The organism is Amycolatopsis sp. NPDC051106, assembly GCF_040682775.1.
GTDB lineage: Bacteria > Actinomycetota > Actinomycetes > Mycobacteriales > Pseudonocardiaceae > Amycolatopsis.
On record NZ_JBFBBQ010000073.1, the window covers coordinates 1 to 15,684 of the forward strand.

The 15,684-nt window shown below is 70.4% G+C and carries 14 protein-coding genes; 6 read left to right on the top strand and 8 right to left on the bottom strand.

Features of this window, described 5'->3' with window-relative positions; genetic code table 11:
- Window positions 1-128 precede the first annotated feature (128 nt).
- Together AB0M83_RS36830 and AB0M83_RS36835 are read right to left on the bottom strand one after the other, a co-directional pair.
- Window positions 129-932 (bottom strand): hypothetical protein, encoded by an 804-nt coding sequence (locus AB0M83_RS36830; protein WP_364524414.1) that lies wholly within the window; start codon window positions 930-932, stop codon window positions 129-131.
- A 24-nt stretch (window positions 933-956) separates the two neighbouring features.
- On the bottom strand, window positions 957-2,177 hold the full coding sequence (locus tag AB0M83_RS36835) for a cytochrome P450 (RefSeq protein ID WP_364524416.1): 1,221 nt from the start codon (window positions 2,175-2,177) through the stop codon (window positions 957-959).
- A gap of 335 nt (window positions 2,178-2,512) precedes the next feature.
- On the opposite strand from AB0M83_RS36835, the gene AB0M83_RS36840 reads away from it, so the two are divergent.
- Together AB0M83_RS36840 and AB0M83_RS36845 are read left to right on the top strand one after the other, a co-directional pair.
- Window positions 2,513-3,553: an NAD(P)-dependent alcohol dehydrogenase gene (locus AB0M83_RS36840; RefSeq protein ID WP_364524418.1), complete on the top strand. Its 1,041-nt coding sequence runs from the start codon at window positions 2,513-2,515 to the stop codon at window positions 3,551-3,553.
- Between the two features lie 212 nt (window positions 3,554-3,765).
- Complete coding sequence (locus AB0M83_RS36845; RefSeq protein WP_364524420.1) at window positions 3,766-4,950, top strand: acyltransferase; 1,185 nt, start codon at window positions 3,766-3,768, stop codon at window positions 4,948-4,950.
- A 54-nt stretch (window positions 4,951-5,004) separates the two neighbouring features.
- Here AB0M83_RS36845 and AB0M83_RS36850 read toward each other — a convergent pair whose 3' ends face one another.
- From AB0M83_RS36850 to AB0M83_RS36865, 4 genes are all read right to left on the bottom strand, one after another.
- The gene (locus AB0M83_RS36850; protein ID WP_364524422.1) at window positions 5,005-5,826 is read right to left on the bottom strand and encodes a MarR family transcriptional regulator; all 822 of its coding nucleotides are present in this window, start codon (window positions 5,824-5,826) and stop codon (window positions 5,005-5,007) included.
- 189 nt (window positions 5,827-6,015) lie between these two features.
- A complete protein-coding gene (locus AB0M83_RS36855) occupies window positions 6,016-7,356 on the bottom strand; it encodes an extracellular solute-binding protein (protein ID WP_364524424.1) in 1,341 nt (446 codons plus the stop codon).
- A complete protein-coding gene (locus tag AB0M83_RS36860) occupies window positions 7,353-8,714 on the bottom strand; it encodes a condensation domain-containing protein (RefSeq protein ID WP_364524426.1) in 1,362 nt (453 codons plus the stop codon). The genes AB0M83_RS36855 and AB0M83_RS36860 overlap by 4 nt, the downstream gene beginning before the upstream one ends.
- A 16-nt stretch (window positions 8,715-8,730) precedes the next feature.
- The gene (locus tag AB0M83_RS36865; protein WP_364524428.1) at window positions 8,731-10,227 is read right to left on the bottom strand and encodes a 4-hydroxyphenylacetate 3-hydroxylase N-terminal domain-containing protein; all 1,497 of its coding nucleotides are present in this window, start codon (window positions 10,225-10,227) and stop codon (window positions 8,731-8,733) included.
- Between the two features lie 279 nt (window positions 10,228-10,506).
- Between AB0M83_RS36865 and AB0M83_RS36870 the strand changes: the two genes are divergently transcribed.
- The 4 genes from AB0M83_RS36870 to AB0M83_RS36885 are packed head-to-tail and all read left to right on the top strand — an operon-like array spanning window position 10,507 to window position 13,737.
- On the top strand, window positions 10,507-11,418 hold the full coding sequence (locus AB0M83_RS36870; RefSeq protein ID WP_364524430.1) for a hypothetical protein: 912 nt from the start codon (window positions 10,507-10,509) through the stop codon (window positions 11,416-11,418).
- Window positions 11,415-12,458, top strand: a complete 1,044-nt coding sequence (gene dmpG, locus AB0M83_RS36875) for a 4-hydroxy-2-oxovalerate aldolase (protein ID WP_364524432.1) — start codon at window positions 11,415-11,417, stop codon at window positions 12,456-12,458. The genes AB0M83_RS36870 and dmpG overlap by 4 nt, the downstream gene beginning before the upstream one ends.
- Window positions 12,455-13,471: a beta-ketoacyl-ACP synthase III gene (locus AB0M83_RS36880; RefSeq protein ID WP_364524434.1), complete on the top strand. Its 1,017-nt coding sequence runs from the start codon at window positions 12,455-12,457 to the stop codon at window positions 13,469-13,471. Before dmpG ends, AB0M83_RS36880 begins: the two co-directional genes overlap by 4 nt.
- Before the next feature lie 29 nt (window positions 13,472-13,500).
- Complete coding sequence (locus tag AB0M83_RS36885) at window positions 13,501-13,737, top strand: phosphopantetheine-binding protein (protein ID WP_364524436.1); 237 nt, start codon at window positions 13,501-13,503, stop codon at window positions 13,735-13,737.
- Between the two features lie 22 nt (window positions 13,738-13,759).
- Here AB0M83_RS36885 and AB0M83_RS36890 read toward each other — a convergent pair whose 3' ends face one another.
- Together AB0M83_RS36890 and AB0M83_RS36895 are read right to left on the bottom strand one after the other, a co-directional pair.
- Window positions 13,760-14,527 carry an SDR family oxidoreductase gene (locus AB0M83_RS36890; protein WP_364524438.1) on the bottom strand — a complete coding sequence of 256 codons (768 nt, stop codon included), beginning with the start codon at window positions 14,525-14,527 and terminating at the stop codon, window positions 13,760-13,762.
- Window positions 14,520-15,683: a pyridoxal phosphate-dependent aminotransferase gene (locus tag AB0M83_RS36895; protein WP_364524440.1), complete on the bottom strand. Its 1,164-nt coding sequence runs from the start codon at window positions 15,681-15,683 to the stop codon at window positions 14,520-14,522. The genes AB0M83_RS36890 and AB0M83_RS36895 overlap by 8 nt, the downstream gene beginning before the upstream one ends.
- Window position 15,684: the final 1 nt, after the last annotated feature.

Sequence of the window (15,684 nt, forward strand, 5' to 3'; positions counted from 1 at the left end):
CGACGTCGCGAAGGTGTGGGACAGGCCCTCGTGTCGGCGTTCGTGGCGTGGGCGCGGGACCGCGGGGCGAACGAGCTGACCGTGCAACCCGTCCTGTTCGGACGGGAAGCGCCTCCGTGCGGCCGGGTTCAGTGGCCGGCGACCAGGTCGAGCACCACCTTCGCCACCTCCGGCGTCACGGCGTCGGGCCGTTCCGCGGGCGGTGGCGGCGTGATCCGGCACCGCTGCGGACCGGTCCCGGGCACGACGAAGCCGGGTTCGTCGGTGAGCACCGAGATCGCGACCGCGTCGGAAGGCACCTTCACGGGCTGGTCGTTGCGGCAGGCCAGCAGGAAGGCGAGCCAGGTCCGGTACGACACCAGCAGCTCGGAGAACGCCAGGGGCGCCTTGCTCAGGCCGAGCCGCTTCGCCAGCCCCGCCAGCCCCTCGGTCATGAGCTGTTCCATCCCCGCGATGCAGGACCACGGATCGCCGTCCAGGTCGGGGCAGGGCAGGTCGGCCACGCCCAGCTTTCCCTGGAACTCGGCGAACCGCTCGGTGACGTGGTCCGTGCCGGGCCAGGTCGGCTGCACCAGGATGGCCGTGACCTCCCGGTCGCCGGCCAGCCGGTCGGCGATCTGCAGGGACAGCGCGGCCGCGCTGCAGTGACCCACGACGAACACCCGCCGGTCGGGTGCCCCGGAGGATTCGGCGGCGCGGAAGAGCGCCGCGGTCTCGTCCGCCAGTTCCGGCACGGCGGCGTAGAGCCGGTCGCCGGAGAGCGCACCGCGGGGATCCACCTGGTGGACCGGGTGCCCGGCGGCCGCGTCGCTCACCAGCTTGCTGAGCCGCGGTGCCGCGGTGAGCGGCTGGAAGTCGGCAACCAGGATGGCCGCCCCGTCCCCGGAGCTGAGCCGGCTGCACAGTGGTCTGGTACCCACGACGGCCTGCATCGAAGTGTCCTTTCCTCGGGCGCTTCAGCCCTTCAGCAGCAGCGGGACTTCGGCGGGCCCGTTGAAGATGAACGTCGCTGCGGGCTTCAGCTCGGTGGCCGGGACGGCCAGCTTGAGGTCGGGGAACCGCTCGAACAACGCCGGCAGCGCGACCATCGCCTCCATAGTGGCCAGCGCGGGGCCGAGGCAGCGGTGCCGGCCGTAGCCGAAGCCGAGGCTGCTCTTGTCCTCGCGGGTGATGTCGAACTCGTCGGCGGTGTCGCCGTACTTCGCGGGGTCGCGACCGGCCGCGAGGTAGTTGATGAGCACCAGGTCGCCCTTGGCGATCGTCACCCCGCCGATCTCGATGTCCTCGAGCGCGCAGCGGAACGGCATCGAGCCGACGGCGCCGTCCTTGCGGACCTCCTCGTCCCACGCCGCTTCCCAGCTCGCTTCCCCGGCGAGGATCGCGGCGAGCTGGTCCGGGTGCGTGAGCAGGTCGACCAGCGTGTGGCACAGGACGTTGGCCGTGGTTTCCGTGCCACCGCCGATGAGCAGGTGCACCGAGCCGACGACCTCTTCGTCGGTGAGGGGCGCCTCGTCGTCTTCGGTCGCCTTGATGATGATGGTGGTGAGGTCGTCGCCCGGCTCGCGCCGCTTGGTCTCGACCAGCCGGCCGAGCGCCTCGTGCCACTGGTGGAGGTTGGCCTCGGCCTCCTCGGCGGTGTTGTCCGTCTTCGCGTTCACCTGGGCGCCCTGCAGCATGGCCTTCTGGTCCTCTTCGCGGATTCCCAGCAGGTCGCAGACGAGGATGGTCGACAGCGGGTAGAAGAACCGGCCCTTGATGTCCACCACCTCGTCGGCGGGCACCGTCGCGAGGTCGTCGAGGAGGCGGTGCACGATGCCTTCGATGATCGGCCGGGACTTCGCCACCTGGCGGCTGGTGAACGCCCGCGCGACGAGCTTGCGGAGGCGGTCGTGCTCCGCGCCGTCCCGGGTCTGCATGTTGTCCATGGCGACCCAGGTGAACAGCTCCCAGTCCTGCGGCACCCGGCCCGCCTGGAACTCGGGCCAGTTGTCCTTGGTGTTCTTCGCGATCCGCGGGTCGACGAGCAGCTGCCTCGCCTCTTCGTAGCCGGTCACCGACCACGCGGTGTACCCGCCGTGCAGTTCGACGCGGGTGACCGGACCGCGGGCGCGCAGGTTCTTGTTCTCCTGGTGGAGATCACTGCCGCTCCGGTCCAGTACGTAAGGGCACTTGTCCATTTCTTACTCCATACTGCCGGCGACACCGGAAAGGTGAAGAAATCTGTGGGCGCTGATCCCGGCCGGGACAGGAATCTCTTGAATCATCCGCACGTTCCGCGCCGACGGCGTCTCGCAGGCTGCTCCGGATCGGCGCAACCCGGAGGTTGCCGGCCGGAGCGGGACACGGAAACGAGCCGGACCGCTTCTGCCCGTTACCTCCCGCTTGCGCGGATTCGCGGGATCTCCGTTCGCACAACCGGTTCGGCAACTTGGGATACGCGGGTGCGGTTCGCGGCTGGTTGACTCGGTGGAACCGTTGGTTTTCCCGAGTCCCGTGAGGAGAGTGCTGAGCCTTGTTCACCACTGAGGCGATTGCCGCGCCGGCAGAAGGTGCCCCGCTCGGGGCCGCGACGATCGACCGTCGCGAGGTCGGGCCGCAGGACGTGCTGATCGACGTGGCGTACTGCGGGATCTGCCACACCGACATCCACCACGTGCGCGGGGAGTGGGGGCCGCAGCCCTACCCGCTGGTGCCCGGCCACGAGATCGTCGGGACCGTCACCGCGGTCGGCGCGGAGGTCACGCGGTTCTCGCCCGGGGACCGCGTCGGGGTCGGCTGCATGGTCCGCTCCTGCGGCGAGTGCGGGAGCTGCCAGGCCGGGCAGGAACAGGACTGCGCGGGCATGGTCGGCACCTACGGCGGCACCGACGCCGACGGCACGATCACCCAGGGCGGTTACTCCGGGAAGATCGTGGTCGGCCAGAACTTCGTCCTCCGCGTCCCGGAAAGCCTCGACCCGGCCGGCGCGGCGCCGCTGTTGTGCGCCGGCGTCACCATGTTCTCCCCGCTGCGCCGCTACGGGGCCGGCCCCGGCAAGAAGGTCGCCGTGCTCGGACTGGGCGGCCTCGGCCACGTCGGCGTCAAGCTCGCCGTCGCCATGGGCGCCGAAGTCACCGTGCTTTCCCAGACGCTGAAGAAGCTCGAGGACGGCCAGCGGCTCGGCGCGGCCCACTACCACGCGACCAGCGACGCCGACGCCATCGCCGGGCTCGCCGGCCGGTTCGACCTCCTGATCAGCACCGTCACCGCGGCCCCCGACGTCGCCACCCTGCTGTCCCTGCTGGCGCCCGGTGGCACCCTGGTGAACGTCGGCCTCCCCGGCGAACCCCTTGTCCTGCCTGCCTTCTCCCTCGTCATGGGCCGCAAGACCCTCGCCGGCTCCCTGTTCGGCGGCATCGCCGAGACCCAGGAAATGCTCGACTTCTGCGCGGCCCACGGCATCACCGCGGACGTCGAGGTCATCACGCCCGACGCCGTCAACGCCGCCTACGAGCGCGTCCTGGCTTCCGACGTCCGGTACCGCTTCGTCATCGACACCGGCAGCCTTTCCTGATCCCGACGGGGAAAGCCCTGGGGTGAGCACGCTTCTCGCTCGCGCGAGTGCCCGCACCCCGGGGCTTTCCCCGTTCGCGTCCGCGCGCTACGTTACGTTCGGCGCTCGTCCGGGCACCCCACGCGTGCAATTCCAGAAGGCGTCGGCACGTGTTCCCCCGTGCGAAACTCCTCGTGCTGCCAATCACGAAAGCAGGAGCAGGGAGTAGATCCATGTCGCAGGAAGCAACCCAATCCCGTTCGGGGCCGGCCCCGGCGCGAAATCTGACCACGCGTTTGCCGTCGCTGACCGGACTCCGTTTCATCGCGGCTTTGATGGTGTTCGCCTTCCACGCGATCGTATTGGCTCCCTTCGCCTCGGAAGGCGCCCAGACCGTCACGAACACGGTGTTCGGCGGCGGCGGCTTCACCGGCGTGACCTTTTTCTTCATCCTGAGCGGTTTCGTCCTCACCTGCGCCCTGCGGCCGCGGGACACCGCCCCGAAGTTCTGGCGCAGAAGGTTCTTCAAGATCTACCCGAACCACCTGATCACCTTCGCGGTCGCGCTCATCCCGGTCACGGCGATCACCGGCACGGTGCTCCAGGGCGGTGTGCTGAACGCGCTGCTGCTGCAGAGCTGGAGCCCCAGCCTCGACGTCCGCACCAGCTTCAACCCGGTCGCCTGGTCGCTGTCGTGCGAGCTGCTGATGTACGCCGCGTTCCCGTTCATCATCAAGCTGATCAACAAGGTCCGGCCGGAGCGGCTGTGGCTCTGGACGCTCATTTCGGCCGCCTCGGTGCTGTCGCTCCCGAGCTTCGCCAAGCTGCTGCCGGCCGGCCAGCAGTTCCCGCAGGGCTTCAGCGACCTCGAGCTGTGGTTCGTCTTCCACTGCCCGGCGGGCCAGCTGCTGACGTTCATCTTCGGCATCTTCATGGCGAAGGTCGTGCTCGCCGGGCGCAAGCTCCCGCTGAAGCTGGGCGGTGCGGTCGCCCTGACCGTCGGCGCCTACTTCGTCACCCCGCTGTTCGGACCGCTCTACCAGTTCAGCGCGGTCATGCTGATCCCGCTCGGCCTGCTCATCGCCGCCGGCGCGCGGGCCGACCTCGACCGGTTGCCGACGTTCCTCGGCAGCCGGCTGATGGTGTGGCTGGGCGACATTTCGTTCGCCTTCTACATGTGGCACCACCTGGTGCTCGTCACCGGCCACAACCTGCTGGGCCAGGGCGAGAACTGGAGCACGCTGACCTCGGCCGCCGTGCTGGCGCTGCTGTTCGCGGTGACCCTGCTGCTGTCCTGGTTGACGTTCAAGTTCGTCGAACAGCCGATCATGAAACGGTTCGCCACGTCCCGCCGCGGACGCGGCACGGCCGTGATCACGTCCGTCCCGACCGGTACCCAGGTCGACCGCGCCGCCTGACGCGCCGCCGCACGAAGAAGGGCGCCCGGAGTGATCCGGGCGCCCTTCTCGTCGTCAGTTCCGGACCGGCGCCGGAATCCCCGCGGCCACCAGTGCCGCGGTGATGGGGGTCAGCGCGGCCACCAGCTCGTCGAGCTCGGCGGGCGAGAGAGCGTCGTACGGCGGGGTGGCGAGGTCGTCGGTGAGGGCTTCGACGTGCTGCTTGGTCTTGCGGCCGGCGTCGGTGAACCAGCCGTCTTCGTCGACGAACCCGCGTTCGCGCAAGCCGGCCATGACCGCGGCCAGCCGCTCCTCGGGCAGGTGGTGGACGCGCCCGAACGACTCCGGCGGATGGATCCCCATCTCCAGCGCGGACAGCACGTGGGCCTCCGTGCCGCCGATGGACGCGCCGACGAGCGCGGCGATGTGCCCGTCACAACGGTGCTCACGCAGCATGGTCGCGGAATGCCACAGCCGGGCGACCGGGTCGCCCGGCACCGGGATCGCGCGCATCCCGGCGTACATCATCCGGCCTTCGGTGGGCGCGCTCGTCGCGGCCTTGGTGGTCAGTTCGGCGGCGCGCAGCAAGCCGGGGGAGCCGGCCAGCTCGTCGCCGAGGATCCGCCGGAGGGAGGCCGCGCTGCCCCGCTCCCGCGCGGCGAGGGAGGCCTCGGGCGGGATCGTCTCCCACGCGCTGGGGATGTGCCGCGCGGCCTCGCCCTCGGCGAAGCTGTAGAAGGCCGCGTGCACGACGGAGGCCGGCACCCGCCCGAGCGGCGCGGCCCGGCTGGCGAAATAGCCGTCCCAATAGGTGCGGTGGCCGAGCGCGGCCAGTTCCTCGTTGCATTCGTCGGCGAAGAAGGTGACCAGGCAGATCGGCTCCAGGAGCTCGAACATGCGACGGGCAAGGCAAGTCATGACGGACATCATGCACACGGTCACGGTGCGTTGACCAGACCGGCCGGCGCGATTCCCGCCGATCGTGCATTTCGTGGCCGCGGGCATCTCCGAAAGTGCGGAGTTCCTTGACAGCGAAAGGTCCTTCCCCCGCGGAATGCGCGAAGGAAGGACCTTTCGTGGAGTGCGTCAGCCGGCCAGGAGGTCGTCCGGGGTCACGGGCGGGTAGGCGAGGGCCGCCGCGTTGTAGCGGTCGAGCAGGTGCTGCGCTTCCTCGGTCGCCGCGCGGAAGCGGGCCGCCGGCTCCGCGTCCCGGAGCAGCACGTCCGCCATCGCCTCGGTGAGGACGACGTTGATGCCGTTGAGGTTGCCGACCATCGGGCCGGCCGCCGCCGGGGTCTGGTCAGCAGACGTCACTTGCGCTGTGGCGCACTGGAAACCGGGGAACGGATCGGCCCAGCCGGCCGCCTTCGTGCGCTCGTAAGCGGCCTGGGTGATCGGCAGCGAGGTCATCGGGTTCCCGGGAACGCTGATCCGGGTCACCGCGTGTTCCGCGTTCAGCTGGTGCTGGAGGAAAGCGAGAGCGCCGTCCTCCTTCTCCTTCGGCAGCCCCGCGGTCAGGAAGAGGGAATGGCCGCCGAGGGGGCCGCCGGGGGAGCGCTGCTCGTCCGGGCGCGGCAGCTGGCCCGCCGTGAGCTCGAAGCCGGCCTCGGCGGCCATGCCCACCATCATCTGGCCGACGGCCGAAGACGTGACCACGAACGCGATTTCCTGGCGCGCGAAGGCCTGCATGCAGGTGAAGTAGTGGAGTTCCTCGGTCGGGAGGTAGTACCCGCTCTCGAGCATTTCCTTCCACCAGCTCGCGTAACCGAGCAGCTCCGGCGAGTCCAGGAAGACACGGGTGGCTCGGCCGGTCCGGCCGTTGCCGCCGTTGGTGAGCAGCGCGTCCTGGCCGGCGAGCTCCTGGTGGAACACCCAGCCGTAGTTGGGCCAGCTGACGCCGTGCCCCGGTCCGTCCGGCAGCGCGGCGAGGGTCGCGCACGCGGCCGTGAGGTCCTTCCACGTCACGGGCATCCGCTCGATCCCGGCGCGGTCCAGCACCGTTTTGTTGCCGTACAGGAGGTTCGTCGTCACCATGCTCGGCACGGAGACCAGTTCACCGCCGACGCTGTAGTACCGGCGGACCGTGGGCACGAGGTCTTCGACGACCACCGGCTCGCCGAGGATCTCGGTCCGGCCGGCGATCGCCCGCTGGATCGGGACGAACATCGGTGCGCCGTCGGCCGCGCGCGTGTCCAGTGCCGTCTGGGTGGACGAGTACGTGTACTCCACGACGTCCGGGGGATTTCCCCGGGCGATCGCCTCGACGACCGCTTCGGGCATCAAGTGGACCTCGACGCGGCGGATGCGCACCTCGAACTCCGGGTGCGCCCGGTTGAACGACTCGGCCGCGAGCACCAGCGGGTCGCCGAAGCCGGGAAGGGTGCTGCCGGGGCTTTCCGTGATCCAGAGATCGATGACTGTCGTCACGAGAGTCCTCCGCCGTTGTCCGACATTCCCGACGCCTGCCCGCGGTCCCAGACCTGGTCCGGCCGCTCGGCCATCGCCAGGATCAGGTCGATGTACTCGGCACCCCAGCGATCGACCGTGCTCGCGTCCACCGCGCTGGGCTCGTACTCGACGACACAGCGGAATTCTCCTGAGGGCACGACGAGGAAGGTCCAGATGAACGCGCCGCGGCGGAACGACGAGGGCTGTTCTTCCGCCAGGGTCACCGGTTCGACGCTGGTGGTGAACCCGGTGTCCTCGTGGTCCGCCGGCGAGCTGATGTAGTTGAACCCGGCCGGCAGGGCCAGCGGATCGCCCGGGCCCTTCATCAGGTCGGGGTACAGCTCGAGGATCGACCCGAGGGGAAGCTGGTGCTGCTGGGCTTCCGCGCTCGCCTTCCGGGCCCGGAGCATGAGGTCGGCGTAGCTCACGCAGTCGTCGAACTCCAGGCGGACGGGCACGAGGTTGGCGAAGAACCCGATGGTGTCGTAGAACTCCCGCGCCGGCCGGCCGCTGTTCACGGTCAGCAGGGTGAGGTCGGCCCGGCCGGAGATCTTTTCCACGAGCGCCATGTAGGCGGCGAGGAAGACGTGCCAGACGCTGCACCGGTGCCGGGCGGCGCCGGCGGTGACCTTCGCCAGGGTGTCCGGATCGATGGTGAAGTTCCGCACCGCGGCCCGCGGCGCCTGCGTTTCGGGGCTGAAGGGCCGATCGGTGGGCATCGTGCACATCTCGGCACCGGCCAGCTTGCCCTGCCAGAAGCGCCGGGCCGCCGTCGCCCGTTCGCTGCGCAGGAACTCCTGTTCCCAGGACGCGAACTCGCGGTACGGAACCGGCTTCGGCAGCGTGTGCGGCACCCCGGTCACCCGGGCGCGGTAGCAGGCCGCGATTTCGCGGCGGAGCACGCCGATCGACCAGCCGTCGCTGAAGAGGTGGTGGGAGACGACGGTGAGCACGGCGTCACGGTCGTCGAACCGGTGCAGGGTGGCGTGCAACGACGGCGTGACCGCGAAGGACACCGGCTCTTCGTTCACCGCGGTGAGCAGCTCGATGGCGATCTCGTCCCGGGATTGGCCGGCCGCCGGCGCGACGTCGTGCACGGCGAGCGGAACCGGCAGCGGCGGCAGCACCACCTGGACCCCGCGGGTCCCGTCCGTCTCGTCGTAGTCGAGCCGGGTGCGCAGGGCCTCCTGCCTTTGCACCACTTCGTCGAGCGCGCCCTCGAGCGCGTCGACGCGCAGTTCTCCCTTGATGCGCAGGGCGAGGGCGACGATGTGCCGGGGCGAGCGGCCCAGGCCGTCCGGGTCCAGCTGCCGCGAACTCAGCGGATACACGTCCACAGTGGAGCTCCATACTCTATCGGGTGAGGTCGGGTACCTGCCAGCCGTCCAGGTCGTACTCGGCGAGGCAGCGGTCGACGAACGCGCGGTAGCTGTCCAGCTTCCCGTCGCCGATCTGGCCCCGCAGCAGCTCGATCCTGGTGTTTTCGTGGTTTCCGGTGTAGTTGAGCTCGTAGAGCTCGTGCCGGCCGCCGAATTCGGTGCCGACCGCGTCCCACAGCAGCTTCATCACCTTCACCCGCTCGACCGCGTCGACACCGTGCGAACCACGCAGGTAGGCGTCCAGGTACGGCCGGATCTCGGCGTTGTGGAAGTCGTCCGCGCCCGAGGGCAGGTAGATCAGCCCGCTCGCGATGTCCTGCAGCACGATCTCCTTGACCCGGGCGTAGCCCACCTGGGAGAACCACCGGTAGGCCATGATGTAGTCCGGGTTGGGCAGGACGGCGTTGTCCCGCCACATCACCGGGTTCCGCGCCGCCGCGTCGGACAGGCCCCAGAACAGGTTCCGCCAGGCGAGCACCTCGCCCAGCCGGGCCTGCACGCCGTGGAAGCCGGCGGCCCCGGTGATGTCCAGGGCCTTGGCCAGCAGCCCGGCGATGAACTCCAGCTTCACCGCGAGCCGGGTGCAGCCGTGGAACATGGCCCGCTCGAAGAACCCGGAATGCCCGCTGAACATGCCGACCTTGACGGCGTCACCGTAGATGAACACGTTCTCCCACGGGATCAGCACCTTGTCCATCACCAGGATGGCGTCGTTCTCGTCCATCCGGGACGACAGCGGGTAGTCGAACGGGCTGCCCGTCGCCTCCGCCGCGGCCGAGTACGACTGGCGGCAGATCAGCTTCAGGCCGGGAGCGTCCATCGGCACGGTGGCCACGATGGCGAACTTGCGGTCCTTGATCGGCAGCCCGGTGTGGGCGATGAAGTTGTAGTGCGTGAGCGCGGAGTTCGTCGCGACGACCTTCGCGCCGGTCACGATCACGCCGCTGTCGGTCTCCCGCTCGACGTGCACGAACACGTCGCCGACCTGGTCCGGAGGGAGATGCCGGTCCACCGGCGGGTTCACGATGGCGTGGTTCCAGTAGAGGACCTTCTCCTGCGATTCCCGGTACCAGCGCCGCGCGTTGGCGGCGAAGGGGTTGTAGAACTCGGCGTTCGCGCCGAGCGTGCCGAGCAGCGAGGCCTTGTAGTCCGGGCTGCGCCCCATCCAGCCGTAGGTCAGCCGGGACCACGTGGCGATGGCCCGCTGGTCGGCGACCAGGTCCTCGGCGCTGTGCGGCGTGGTGAAGAAGCGGTGCGTGTAGCCGTCGGAACCTTCGGCGTCGGTGGCGGTGGTGAGCACGTCGCGGTGCTCCGGGTCGTGCAGCGCGTCGTAGAGCCGGGCGATCATCCGCGCCGGGTTGCGGAACGCCGGGTGCTCGGTGACGTCGTCGACCCGCTTGCCGTGGTGGTAGATCTCGCGTCCGTCGCGGATGCTCTCGAGGTACTCGGCGCCGGTCAACGGCCGTGTCATGGCATTCTCCGGTTTGGCTCGGCACATTCGGCTGGAGGTCGGGAAAAGAACACGCGCGGCATTTTTCTCGGGATCGTCTTCGCGTTCTCGGTAAGTATGCTCCGGTCTCGGATCCGGTCATCTTCATGCTTGCTCGCCCCGGCCGGCCGGGGGCCACGCAACCTGGAAGACGTTGGCCGGCGCTCTTTCCGGCAATCATGGATGCCCATGGGCTCTCCGCCCCTCGGCGATTTCCCGCGACAGATCACTCGAGCCGTTCTCTCACGTCAGGAGTGACGAATGATCCACAACGACGACCGGACGGGGCCCGGCCGGCTGTCCGTGGCTGTGCTCGGCGCGGGCCTCATCGGCATCGACCTCATGACCAAGGTCCTCCGTTCCGACCGGCTGGAGCTCGGGCTCGTCGCGGGCCGGGACGAAGCCACGTCGGGACTGCGGCAGGCGGCCAAGCTCGGCGTGCCGGTGTCGGCGGGCGGCATTCAGTCCCTTGTGGACAACGAGCGTCCGTTCGACGTGGTGTTCGACGCCACCAGCGCCGCCGCCCACGCCGAGCACGTGGCGAAGCTCGCGCCCTTCGGCACGATGCTCATCGACCTGACGCCCAGCCGCCACGGGCAGATGATCTTCCCGACCGTCAACCGGGCGGACATCGCCACGCACCGCGACTTCAGCATGGTGAGCTGCGGCGGGCAGGCGGCCGTGCCGATCCTGCACGCGATCACGCGGACCCACGAGATCGACTACATCGAGGTGGTGACGACCGCCGCCACCCTGAGCATCGGCCGCGGGACGCGCATGAACCTCGACGAATACGTCGACACCACGCAGGAAGCGGTCCGCGGCTTCACCGGTGTCGCGGACGTCAAGGCGATCCTCAACATCAGCCCTGCGCGGCCGCCGGCGACCTTCCGCGTGGCCATGTCCTTGCTGGGCAAGGATCTCACCACCGAATCGTTGCGCTCGGCCGTGCAGGGCGCCGCGGCCGAAGTCCGGTCGTTCGCCCGGGGCTTCGAAGTGAAGGCGTGCAGCGCCGACGACGGCAAGGGCTTCGTCGCCGTGGAGGTCACGTCGTCCGGGGACCGCATCCCGCGCTACGCCGGGAACCTCGACATCATCAATTCCGCCGCGCTCCTGGTCGCGGAGAGCTACGTGGCGGACCGGCTCCCGATGGCAGGCGTGGTGAACTCATGAGCGAGGCAACGACCCCGGACGCCGTCCCCGGCAAGCCGATCCAGATCCACGACCCGAGCCTGCGGGACGGCCACCACGCCGTCCGGCACAGCCTGAGCGCGGAGCAGCTGCGTGCTTACGCACAGGCCGCGGACGCCGCGGGCGTGCCGGTGGTCGAGGTCGGCCACGGCAACGGGCTGGGCGCCTCCTCGCTCCAGGTCGGCCGGGCCAGGCTCAGCGACGACGAGATGCTGTCGGTCACCCGGGAGGCCCTGACCAACAGCAAGCTCGGCGTCTTCATGCTGCCCGGCTGGGGCACGATCAAGGACCTCGAGAACGCCATCGCGCACGACGTCGACCTGGTGCGCATCGGCACCCACTGCACCGAGTCCAGCCTGGCCGAACGGCACCTCGGTTACCTGCGCGAGCGGGGGGTCGAGGCGCACGCGGTGCTCCTGATGAGCCACATGGCGACCGTGGAACAGCTCGCCGGGCACTGCGCGCGCCTGGTCGGCTTCGGCGCCACCGGGGTGGGCATCATGGACTCCGCGGGCCACTATCTGCCGGCCGACGTCACCGAGCGCATCACGGCCATGTGCGGCGCCGTCGACGTGCCGGTGATGTTCCACGGGCACAACAACCTGGGCATGGCCGTGGCGAACTCCATCGCGGCGGCCGACGCGGGCGCGTCCATTTTGGACGCCTGTGCCCGGGGTTTCGGCGCCGGGGCGGGCAACACCCAGCTCGAGGTCCTGGTGCCGGTGCTCGAACGCGTCGGTTACCGCACGGGCATCGACCTGTACCGGCTGCTGGACGCGGCGGACGTCGCCGAACGCGAGCTGATGCCCGCGCCGCCAAAGGTCGACTCCCTCTCCATCGTCAGCGGCCTGGCCGGGGTGTTCTCCGGGTTCAAGCCCCGGGTGCTCGACATCTCGGCCCGCGAGGGCGTCGACCCGCGTGACGTCTTCTTCGAGCTCGGCCGCCGTCAGGCCGTCGCGGGCCAGGAGGACCTCATCGTGGACGTCGCGCTGGCCCTGCGGGGCGCCGGGGCCGAGTCGTGACGGATCCGGTGGATCGCGCGGTCGTCTGCGGCATCGGCTATTGGCTGCCGGAGCGGACGGTCACCAACACGCAGCTGTGCGAGCGGCTCGACGTGTCGGAAGACTGGATCGAAGGCCGGACCGGGATCTCCCGGCGCCGCTGGGTCGAGCCGGGGGAGGCGACGTCCGACCTCGCGGTCGAGGCGGGCCGCGCCGCGCTCAAGTCGGCGGGCGGCGGGCCGGTCGACGCCGTCGTGCTGGCGACCACGACCCCGGACTACCGCTGCCCGGCGACCGCGCCCGACGTGGCCGCGCGCCTCGGCCTGAGCGGCGTCGCCGCGTTCGACGTCTCCGCCGTGTGCACGGGGTTCGTCTACGGCTTGGCGACGGCGGCGGGCTTCATCGCGGCCGGGCTGGCCGAGCGCGTCCTGCTGATCGCCGCCGAAGCGTTCTCCACCCTGCTCGACCCGGACGACCCGACGACCCGGCCGATCTTCGGTGACGGGGCGGGCGCCGTGGTGCTGCGGCGCGGCCGGGCCGGCGAGCCGGGCGCCATCGGCCCGCTCGTCCTGGGCAGCGACGGCGACCGCAGCGAGCTGATCACGGTGCGGGCCGGCGGCTCGCGGCTGCCCCTCCGGGAGCCGGCACCCGACGACGGTTCGCAGTACTTCCGGATGCGCGGACGCGAGGTGTTCCGGCAGTCGGTCGAGCGGATGAGCGCCGCGGCGACCGAGGCGCTGGCGGCGGCGGGCTGGCAGCTGGGCGACGTCGACCGCGTGATCACCCACCAGGCGAACGCGCGCGTCAGCGCCGCCCTGGCCACCCGGCTCGGCCTGCACCGGGACGCGGCGACGACGAACATCGCCGAAGTCGGCAACACCGCCGCCGCCTCGATCCCGGTCCTGCTCGCCCAGGCGGCCGCGAACGGGACCCTCGAGCCCGGCCACCGGGTGCTGCTCGCCGCGTTCGGCGGCGGCCTCACCTGGGGCGCCACCACACTGACCTGGCCCGAGCTCGACATCCACGACGCATAGGCATCCGGCAACGGACACGGGAGGACGCAATGTACGAGCTGCTGAAGTCGGTCATGACCGAGGTGCTGCTGCTGGACGCCGACGCGGTGAGCCCGGACGCGAGCCGCGAAGACGCGGGCCTGGACTCCCTCGCCGTCGTCGAGCTGTCCATGGTGCTCGGCGAGCGCCACGGCATCGAGATCAGCGACGACGAACTGCTCGAGCTCGACACGGTGGCGGAGATCGTCGCGCTCATGGAGCAGCGGAGCCGGAGTGCCGCGGCCTGAGGTCCCCGGCTCCGCCGCCCGGTCAGGTCCGCAGGTACGAGGCGCCGTTCAGGTCGAGGATGGTGCCGCTGGCCCACTCGGCCTCGGCGGAGGCCAGGTAGAACACGCCGGCGGCGATCTCGGCCGGCTCGGCGACCCGGCCGAACGGGCTCTGCGCCCGGATCTCGTCGCCGCCCGGCGGCTTGAGCCAGTCCGTGGTCATGTCCGTGGCCACGAAGCCCGGCGCCACGGCGGAGACCGCGATCCGGTACGGCGCGAGCGCGATCGCCAGTGACTGGGTCAGGGAGTTCAGGGCCGCCTTGCCGGCGCCGTAGGCCGGCACCTCCGGCTCGCCGCGGAAGGCACCCCGGGAGGAGACGTTGACGATCCGCCCCCCGCGTCCCTGCTCCTTCATGTGCTTGACCGCGCACCAGGTCACGTTGGCGGCGCCGATGAGGTTGACCCCCAGCGTCAGCTCCCAGTGCTTCTGCCAGGTCGCGTAGTCGACCTCCGTGATCGGGTGCGCGACGAAGATGCCGGCGTTGTTCACCACGACGTCCAGCCCGCCGAGCTGCCCGGCGGCGGAGTCCACCGCCGCCGACACGGCGTCGCCGTCCAGCAGGTCGGCCTCGACGACGACGTGCCCCTCGCCGTCGAGCCCGGCCACCAGGTCCCCGGCGAGGGCGGCCGGCACCTTGTCCAGGATCGCCACCCGGTCCCCGGCCGCCGCGAACCGCCGCGCGACGGCCTGCCCGATACCCCGGGCCGCGCCGGTCACGAGCACCGCGCGCCCCCTCACGTTCTCACCCATGGGTCAGTACCCCGTTCGCCAATCGGTCGACAGCTTCGGCAATTACCTCGTCCGGCAGGGAAAAACAGGCGCGGACGTACGGACGATCCGGCGGGTCCAGGTAGAACGCTTCGCCGGGCACCGTGCCGACGAGGGCGTTCTCCAGCAGGATCTCGGCCGCTTCCACCCCGGTCGCCACGCCCAGCCGCGAGCAGTCGACGAACAGGTAGTAAGCGCCTTCCGGTTCGTTGGGCGACAACCCGGCGGCGGCGAAGCCCGCCGCCAGGGCGCGGCGTTTCCGGTCGTACATCGCGCGGAAGTCGCGGTAGTAGTCCTCACCCAGGTTCAGGGCCTCCGCACCGAGCGCCTGGAGCGGAGCCGGGGCGCAGACCACGAACGCGTCGGCCGCGACCCGGATCGCGCCCATCAGCTGTTCCGGGCCGCAGGCGTACCCCAGCCGCCAGCCGGGCACGCTGAACGACTTCCCCAGCGATCCCAGCGTCACCGTGCGTTCGGCGAGGTTCCCGACCGTCGCCGCGGCGAGGTGCGGGTCCGGGCCGAAGTAGATGTCTTCGTAGACCTCGTCGGTGATGACGAGCAGATCGTGGTCGGCCGCGACGGCCGCGACGATCTTGAGCTCCGCCGCGGTGAGCCGGCGCCCGCTCGGGTTGTTCGGCGTGCAGATGATCATCGCGCGCGTCCGCTCGGTGACGGCCGCCCGCAGCGCTTCCTCGGTGATTTCGAAACGCGGTCCGGTCAGCCGGACCGGCTCCGGGCGCAGGTTCAGCATCCTGGCCGCGGAAAGGTAATAGCCGTAGAAGGGTTCGAAGACGATGACGCCGTCTCCCGCGTCGAGCAGCGCCGTGAGCGTCGCCATGAGCGCGCCCGTCGCGCCCACCGTGGCGACGACCTGGGTGGCGGGCTCGACGCTGAGCCCGCTGCACCTCTTCACCTTGTCGGCGACGGCTTCGCGGAAGACGGCGAGTCCTTCGGGCTGGCTGTACGAATGTCCGGCGTGTTCGAAGTTCCGCGCGGCCTCCGTCAGCAGCGAGGCGGGCGGCGGAACCCGGCTGAGTCCTTGCGCGAGGTTGACGGCGCCGATCTCCTGGCAGCGCACCGTCATGGCCCCGATGACGGACGCCTGCAGGCCCCGCATCCGGTCGGCGATCTTGACCATC

What these genes read in the sequence shown, in the direction of transcription:
- AB0M83_RS36850 (WP_364524422.1), bottom strand. Translation starts at nt 5,826, where the DNA reads ATGTTCGAGCTCCTGGAGCCGATCTGCCTGGTCACCTTCTTCGCCGAC.
- AB0M83_RS36830 (WP_364524414.1), bottom strand. Translation starts at nt 932, where the DNA reads ATGCAGGCCGTCGTGGGTACCAGACCACTGTGCAGCCGGCTCAGCTCC.
- AB0M83_RS36895 (WP_364524440.1), bottom strand. Translation starts at nt 15,683, where the DNA reads ATGGTCAAGATCGCCGACCGGATGCGGGGCCTGCAGGCGTCCGTCATC.
- AB0M83_RS36845 (WP_364524420.1), top strand. Translation starts at nt 3,766, where the DNA reads ATGTCGCAGGAAGCAACCCAATCCCGTTCGGGGCCGGCCCCGGCGCGA.
- AB0M83_RS36870 (WP_364524430.1), top strand. Translation starts at nt 10,507, where the DNA reads ATGATCCACAACGACGACCGGACGGGGCCCGGCCGGCTGTCCGTGGCT.
- dmpG (WP_364524432.1), top strand. Translation starts at nt 11,415, where the DNA reads ATGAGCGAGGCAACGACCCCGGACGCCGTCCCCGGCAAGCCGATCCAG.
- AB0M83_RS36885 (WP_364524436.1), top strand. Translation starts at nt 13,501, where the DNA reads ATGTACGAGCTGCTGAAGTCGGTCATGACCGAGGTGCTGCTGCTGGAC.
- AB0M83_RS36835 (WP_364524416.1), bottom strand. Translation starts at nt 2,177, where the DNA reads ATGGACAAGTGCCCTTACGTACTGGACCGGAGCGGCAGTGATCTCCAC.
- AB0M83_RS36890 (WP_364524438.1), bottom strand. Translation starts at nt 14,527, where the DNA reads ATGGGTGAGAACGTGAGGGGGCGCGCGGTGCTCGTGACCGGCGCGGCC.
- AB0M83_RS36865 (WP_364524428.1), bottom strand. Translation starts at nt 10,227, where the DNA reads ATGACACGGCCGTTGACCGGCGCCGAGTACCTCGAGAGCATCCGCGAC.